Annotated in this window: 7 protein-coding genes and 2 tRNA genes; 1 reads left to right on the top strand and 8 read right to left on the bottom strand. The window is 66.3% G+C overall.

The features are described from left to right. The 5 genes from AB1609_12550 to AB1609_12530 form a co-directional block, all read right to left on the bottom strand. On the bottom strand, positions 1-223 hold a 223-nt coding region (locus tag AB1609_12550; GenBank protein ID MEW6047292.1), incomplete at its 3' end, for a hypothetical protein. Positions 224-950: 727 nt separating this feature from the next. Next, entirely contained in the window at positions 951-2240 is a 1290-nt protein-coding gene (locus AB1609_12545; GenBank protein ID MEW6047291.1) for a sugar ABC transporter substrate-binding protein, read from the bottom strand. A gap of 80 nt (positions 2241-2320) precedes the next feature. Next, positions 2321-3214: a carbohydrate ABC transporter permease gene (locus AB1609_12540; protein ID MEW6047290.1), complete on the bottom strand. Its 894-nt coding sequence runs from the start codon at positions 3212-3214 to the stop codon at positions 2321-2323. Between the two features lie 16 nt (positions 3215-3230). Continuing rightward, entirely contained in the window at positions 3231-4211 is a 981-nt protein-coding gene (locus AB1609_12535; protein ID MEW6047289.1) for a sugar ABC transporter permease, read from the bottom strand. Next, positions 4208-5032 (bottom strand): carbohydrate kinase family protein, encoded by an 825-nt coding sequence (locus tag AB1609_12530; protein ID MEW6047288.1) that lies wholly within the window; start codon positions 5030-5032, stop codon positions 4208-4210. Before AB1609_12530 ends, AB1609_12535 begins: the two co-directional genes overlap by 4 nt. A 460-nt stretch (positions 5033-5492) precedes the next feature. On the opposite strand from AB1609_12530, the gene AB1609_12525 reads away from it, so the two are divergent. Beyond that, positions 5493-6248, top strand: a complete 756-nt coding sequence (locus AB1609_12525; GenBank protein ID MEW6047287.1) for a DeoR/GlpR family DNA-binding transcription regulator — start codon at positions 5493-5495, stop codon at positions 6246-6248. Positions 6249-6413: 165 nt separating this feature from the next. Here AB1609_12525 and AB1609_12520 read toward each other — a convergent pair. From AB1609_12520 to AB1609_12510, 3 genes are all read right to left on the bottom strand, one after another. Next, a tRNA-Thr gene (locus AB1609_12520) sits at positions 6414-6489 on the bottom strand. A gap of 42 nt (positions 6490-6531) precedes the next feature. Beyond that, positions 6532-6606: transfer RNA gene (locus AB1609_12515), tRNA-Gly, on the bottom strand. A 55-nt stretch (positions 6607-6661) separates the two neighbouring features. Continuing rightward, positions 6662-7099 (bottom strand): HAD-IC family P-type ATPase (locus AB1609_12510; GenBank protein MEW6047286.1); only part of this gene is annotated, 438 nt, incomplete at its 5' end.

Here is a 7099-nt window from a genome sequence, read left to right as displayed (position 1 = left end):
GATACATGCCCTTGGTCCGGCCTCGCCGTTCGACCCACCTGGCCCGGACCAGCCTTCGTAGGGACGCCATGGCCCGCGATGAGGCCGACGTGTCGCTGAGTCCGAGGGCCACGCCCACGTCTCTGGCGCTGAGCCAACACGGGTACCAGGTTGCCAGTATCTGGAGCACCCGGATGTCGCGGGGTTTCAGGATGGTTCGGGCCGGCAATAACAGCGGGGGCACGCCTCGCCACCTCCCGTCGTGCGTGAGGAACTGGAAGTCGGTATCGTCTCACCACAGAAGTCGAGAAAGGCGAGTCGGGTACGGCAGGAGTGCGGTTTGGATCTGACACCCAGGCGGTCGGACCTGAAGGCGACGTCAGAAGTGACCGTGGGCAGCGGCCGCCCGGGAGGCGGATATCGTGGTGACCGCGACGACGGCTAGCACGCCGGTGCTGAACGCGGCAGGCCTGGGGCTGGACGGCAACTCGGTCGAGGACGTGGCGTTGGCGGCCGAGGTCTTCCGGCGGGCGGTCGATCGGGGCATCGGCCGGGTACTGAAGCTCTTCGATATGGGCGATTGGTTCGAGCAGCTGAGCGCCGCGGGACAGCGGTGCCTGGCACCATCGCAGGTCCTCACACCGGCGGAAGACCTCGATCTTGCCGAATTACGCTCCACCCCCAAACTCGGAAGGTGTCCAGGTAGTCTAGCAGGGGCCTTTCTCGGGAGTCGAAAAAGCAGTTCCCCAGAAGGGTCAATCGGTTTCTGCTTCGCGTGCTTCCACCCCCTGGGCACGCTCTTGCCTACCGAGGGCAGAACTGCGTCTAGCTACGGCGGCAGGCGTAGGTTCCGAGGGACGAAAGTCGGGCCCTCCTGTTGCGCACAGGGCGGTGTAACAATCGGAACAAGAAAGAAAAAGGGGCCCGGTTCCCGGGCCTGAGGCGGGAACCAGGCCCTTGCGCTCCAGCTCTCAGTGCAGGGCCTTGCCGTTCACCGGCCGGCCCCGCATGAAGGCCGCGATCTCATCGGCCGCCTGCTGCGGCGCCACCTGACCCAGAAGCGCTTTCTGCACCGCCACAATGGTCGTTTGCACCAGTTCGTCGTACCAGGTGAGCTGCGGGAGAGCTCGCGCCACCGCCGACTGCGACCCGAACTGGTTCCAGTACGGGTATTTCTTCAGCAGAGCCGGGTCGTTGTAGAGCTCCTTGAAGAGCGGAAGGCTGCCGATGGTCAGGGCCCGCTCGCGGTCGCGCTCCTTGGAAATCATGAACTGGATGTACCGCCACGCCGCTTCCTTGTGGCGGCTCGTCCTCGGGATCGCAAACGCCTCCGGAAGTGTCAGCGTGGCCTGCAGCGACGGCTTCCAGGCGGGCAGATACTGAGCCACCTCGACCTGCCCCACCACCCGCGAGCGCGACGGGTCGTTGGCATACTGGTAGGTCACCGGCGGCCCCTGGAAGAAGAGCGCCGTCGACCCCCGATAGAAGAGGTCTGCCGCTGCCTCCTGCGAGAGTGTCACGCTCGAGGGGTGCGCGATCTTGAGGTCGCGCAGCATTTTCACCATGAACTCGAGTGCGTCGAGCGCGGGCCGCCGGTTGATGGTGATAGCCCCCGTGGCGGCATCGAAGTAGTTGGCGCCAAAGCTGTACAGATAGAACGCCACCGAGTTGGCCAGGGCCCACTCCTGGTTCCAGTACTCGGCCACCGGGTACTGCACGATCCCCGATTGGCGCAACCGGACGGCCTGGGAGATCACTTCGTCCCACGTTCTCGGCGGTTCGGCGATGCCCGCCCGGTCGAGCATCGCCCGGTTGTAAAAGAAGAAGCGGGTGTCGTTGTTCCAGGGGATGCCCAGCACATCGTCCCCCTGCGTGAACGTCCTGAGCAGCCCCGGCACCAGGCTGTCCAGGTACTCCTTGCTGGCGAAGCGGTTGAGCGGTTCCACCCAGTCCGCCTCGGCGAACTTCGCCAACCACCCGTTGTCAAATTCGATGACGTCGTAACTTCCGCCGCCCGTGGCCAGATCCGTCAAGACCTTGTCGGCCACTTCGTCCCACGACATCTGGATAAACTCGACCCGGATCCCGGTCGCCTCTTCAAATTGCCGGGTCTGCTGCTCCCAGATGCCCACCAGGTCCATCTCGTGGCGCGGCATGATGACCGTTATTTTGTCGGCCGCAGCAGCCGTCGCCCCGGGTGCGGCCAGGGCGGCCAGCACCAGCACCGCCAGCACAACGAAGAAGCGATAGTGGTTCTTCACCAACCGTCCCTCCCCACCGGATGGCTCTGAAAACACCCTCTATCACTCACTGCCGGCTCTGCTTCCCCCCTCTATCCCCCCTACCCTTTCACGGCGCCCGCCGTCAGCCCTTGGACGATGTACCGCTGGAAGGCGATGGCGAGGATGACCGGCGGCAGGCTTGCCAGCACCCCCGCCGTGGCCATCGCTACGTAATCGACGCCAACTTTGCTCGAGAACTCGGCGATCACCACGCTCATCGTCTTAGAGCGCAGGGTTGAGCTCAGAATGAACGCCGAGAAGAACTCGTTCCACGCGATGATGAACGAAAAGATGCCCGTTGCCGCAATGCCAGGCGCAGCTAGCGGGAGTGTGACCCGCACCAGCGCCCCCGCCCTGGTGCAGCCGTCCACCCGGGCCGCCTCCTCGAGCTCCCGGGGGATGCCGACGAAGTAGCCGGTGAGGATCCACATGGCCAGCGGGAGGATGAGCGCCACATCCGCCAAGATCAGCGCTACCGGCGTGTCCAGCAATCGCACCGCCCGCATGACCGAGTAGAGCGGGATTATGATGACCACCGCCGGCAGCAGCTGCGTCATGAGCAGGCTCGCCAGGGCCGCATTCCTTCCCGGAAAGCGTAGCCTGCCGAGAGCGTACCCCGCCATGGACCCTGCCACGAGGGAGATCAGTGTGGCCCAACCTGCGATGACGAGGCTGTTGAGCGCTCCCCGCTGCAGGCTCCGGTGGACGCTGCTCGCCCCGGGCCCCCCCGCCAGCACCCAGACGTAGTTGTCAAAGCGCGGGTGGTCGGGAAACCACCGGAGCGGCACGCTGGTGAGCTCGACCCGGGTGGAAATGCTGCTTATCACCAGCCACGTGAACGGTGCCAGGATCCATACGCACACGGCCACCACGGCCAGCAGAACGCCCCCCTGTGCCAGGGTTCGTGCGTGCCGTCTCAGGATCCCGAAACGTGGACTCGTCCGCTGCACCATGCTTCAGGCTCCTGGTTCAAGCCTCGGCCTCCGGCGCTCTCAGCGTCCGAACGTATAGCACCGCCACCACAAACGCAGCCACACCCAGCAGCACGGCCAAGGCGGCACCGTACCCAAAGCGCAGGAACTTGAAGGTCGTCAGGTACGTGTGGTACGTGAGCAGGTTGGTGGCGTTGGCAGGCCCGCCCCGCGTGATGACGTAGACGAGGTCGAACTCCTTCAACGCCCACACGGTCTTGATGGCCAGCGTGACAGCGATGACGGGCTGCAGCAGCGGTAACGTGATCGCGGTGAACCGCCGCCACGCCCCGGCGCCATCGACCATGGCCGCCTCGTAAAGCTCCACGGGAATGGTCTGCAGAGCCGCGTGAATGAGGATGACGGCCACAGGCGTCTCCTTCCAGATGTTAGCGACGACGAGTGCCACAAACGCAGAGGTGGGTTCTCCCAGCCATATCTGATACTCCGAAACGATGCCAAGCTGCACGAGCAGCGCGTTGAGCGCCCCATAGTTGGCGTCGTAGATCCACCTCCACATGGTCCCGTTGACCACGTAGGGAAGCGCCCACGGGAGCAGCACCAGGCCGCGCACCACGTTGTGCAGGGGGAACTTCTGGTTAAGTAAAAGCGCAATGGCAAGCCCAAGCGCGGTTTCGACGGGCACCGTGGTCAGGGCGAAATAGATGGTTCGACCGAGCGAGTGCCGAAACTGCGGGTCGCCCAGGGCATCGAGGTAGTTCTTAATCCCAATGAACTGCCCGCTGGCGGGCGCCGACAACACCAGGTCGGTCAGGCTCATCCAGGCCACGCGAACGACGGGGTAAGCCAGCACCCCGCCCATCAGCAGGGTCGCGGGGAGCATCAGCAAGAAGGCAAGCGTCCGGGGGCTGTCAAGCCAGGAGCGCCTGACGCCGGCCGCCGGGCGGGGGCCCGCCGCCCCGACTCCCGGTGAGGCGTTGGCTAGCGTGCGCCTTCTCCCCGGTGACGCCCGGTTCAACTGGGATGCCGGCTCCTTCCGTGTTGACGGATGAACGCGAGGATACCATCAGCAGCCGGAAATCCGGGCGTGCCGCCCAGATAGGTGGTGGCGACCGCACCGCAGGCATTCGCGAACTCGAGGCAATCTTCAAGCGACGCGCCCTTGAGGAACTGCGAGACGAACCCCGCGTCAAAGGCGTCCCCTGCACCCGTGGTGTCCGCCACGTCGACCTCGAAGGGCGAGCTTTCGATCACCCGGCCACCGGGCAGGGCCAGCAGGGCTCCATGTGCACCCCGCTTCACCACGGCAAGGCGCCGCACCCGGCGCGCCAGCACCGTGCCGGCCGACCTCGAGTCGAGGAGGCGGGCCCCGGTGCCGCTCAGGCGTGCCGCGATGTGCACCGCTTCCTCTTCGTTCGCCAGGAAGAGATCCACCCACGGGAGCGCCTCCTCGAGGCCGTCCCACGCTTGGCGAGGGTCATGGCCGGGGTCCAGGGATGTGGTCAGGCCGCGTTCGACGGCCTGGCGTAGCAGCAGCGGTACGCTCGGGCGGAGCCCCTCCTGCAGGTAAAACGACCCCGTGTGCAGATGCCTGGCCTCGTAAAGGGCGGCGGTGTCGACCTCCTGTCCCGTCATCGCCGCCATGGCCCCGGGGAAGGTGATCAGCATCCGCTCCTGGGTGCCCGTGATGGCCACCGTCACGCCGGTCTTCACCGAAGGGTCCACCAGGACGGCCGAGATGTCCACGCCCTCCTGGCGAAGCGCCTCGACGATGTACCGGCCGAGCCAGTCGTCGCCGACTTTGCCCGCGATCCGGACCCGTACGCCCAGCCGGGTCAGGATGGTGGCGAAGATGGCCGAGGAACTCCCGATGGTGATCAGCGCATCTTCGACGACGCGTTCCTGTCCGGGCGCGGGCTGCCCGTGCAGCCGGCTCAGGATGATGTCGGGGTTCAGCTCCCCCAGAACCGATACGTCGAACCGGCGAGGCGTGGTCGGTGCCTCCTCCCCGGGGAGCCAGGTTGGCCGGCCGCCGCCAAGCGTCCTGGCTCGTGATCTCCTGCTCGGTGTGAGTCAGGGATCCCGGTTCGGCCCAGGTCACGGATCCCGGCCTCCCGGCGCGGAGTCTACCATGGCGGGCGATCTGACGTCAACAGAAAGGTGATTGATCGTGATTGGAGTTCAGCCGGTGGTTTCGCTATCTTGCTCACTTGCCCCGCCCGTGATAGGCTGACGGCGGAGGGCCGGCGGGCCAACGGCAGGTCAGGCAGAGTACGAAGAGCCCGGTCAGGTCACGACCATGTTCAAACCGGAGCGCCACGACCGCATCCTGAGCGAGATTGCCAGGCGGGGAGCTGCCAGCGTCGCCGAACTCGCCGCGCTGCTCGGCGTTTCAGAGGCCACCATTCGCCGGGACCTGCAGGAGCTCGGCGCAAACGGCCTGCTGCGGCGGACGCACGGCGGCGCCTCCCTGCCCGAGCAGGGCGACGAACTGCCCTACCACTTCAAGGTCACCGCCTTTCTTCCCGAGAAGCGCCGCATCGGCGCCGTCGCCGCCTCGATGGTGCAAAGCGGGCAGGTGGTGGGGTGCACGGGAGGCACCACGGTGGCGCAGTTCGTGAGGGCACTCAGGGGCAAGGACGTGACGGTAGTCACCAACGCGGTCAACGTGGCCGCCGACCTCGCCTCGTCCCCGGAGACCGAGGTCATTGTTGCCGGGGGCTCCCTGCGAAGCCAATCCTACGAGCTGGTCGGGCACGTGGCGGAGCGGACCATCCGGGAGTTCCGCCTGGACGTCGCGGTCATCGGCGTGGACGGGCTCTCCATCGAGTTCGGGCTCACCACTTACAGTCCCGCCGAGGCGGCGGTCAACCGGACGTTCATCGAGCAGGCCCGGGAAGCGTGGGTGCTCGCCGACCACTCCAAGCTCGGGAAGGTGACACCCGCCATCATCGCACCCATCCAGCGCCTGCACTGCTTGATCACCGACGGAGATGCGCCGGGGGAGTTCCTGGCGGCCCTGCAGGAGCTGGGCGTGCGGGCCGTGGTGGCGTAGCTGGGGCCTTCCGGTTCGCCGCCACGGTTGCACGCGCAGGGATTGCGGGCCATGAAAAGCACCACGAAAATCCGGCCGGCCGATTTCAGCTTCGCCCGGAGTGCAAAGGTGGAAAACCGGGATAATTGTGTGCTGCCAAACGAGTGGAGCAAGGGCGAGACAACGTGGAGCTGGCGGCGGGAATCGAACCCGCGACCTGGGCATTACGAGTGCCCCGCTCTGCCGGCTGAGCTACGCCAGCTCGCCCGGTTTCCTATGCGGCAGTCCCGCAGTCAGCAAAAAATGGAGCGGATGACGGGATTCGAACCCGCGACCGTCGGCTTGGGAAGCCGATGCGCTACCGCTGCGCTACATCCGCTCGCCGTAACCGAGTATAGCCGATGCGCCCGCCCCGATCAAGGGACGCTTTCGGGTCAGCTTGCCTCGGCCACGGCCTGCAACTCGGCTGCGCTCTCCTGCCGGGCCGCCGGCCATCGAAAGCCAAGCAGCCGTAACCCGTTGAGCGCCACGATCACCGTGCTGGTCTCGTGCCCGATGACCCCCTGAGTCAGGCTCAGGTGGCCGGTGATGGCCCCCACCAGCAGCACGCCGATCACGCCGAACGCAAACGCCAGGTTCTGCCGCACGATGTGCTCTGCCTGCCGGCCCAGCGCGATGGCGCCCTCCAGCCGGCCCAGGTCGTCTGACATCAGCACCACGTCCGCGGTCTCCAGGGCCACGTCCGTGCCGGCCCGGCCCATCGCGATGCCGACGTCTGCGGCGGCGAGTGCCGGAGCGTCGTTCACCCCGTCGCCAACCATTGCCACCCGGCCCCAGCGCTTCTCGAGTTTGGCCAGCACCCGCATCTTGTC

This window comes from Bacillota bacterium (genome assembly GCA_040754675.1).
Classification (GTDB): domain Bacteria; phylum Bacillota; class Limnochordia; order Limnochordales; family Geochordaceae; genus Geochorda.
Note: the sequence above shows the minus strand (reverse complement) of the source record. Positions and strands in the feature narration are given on the sequence as shown.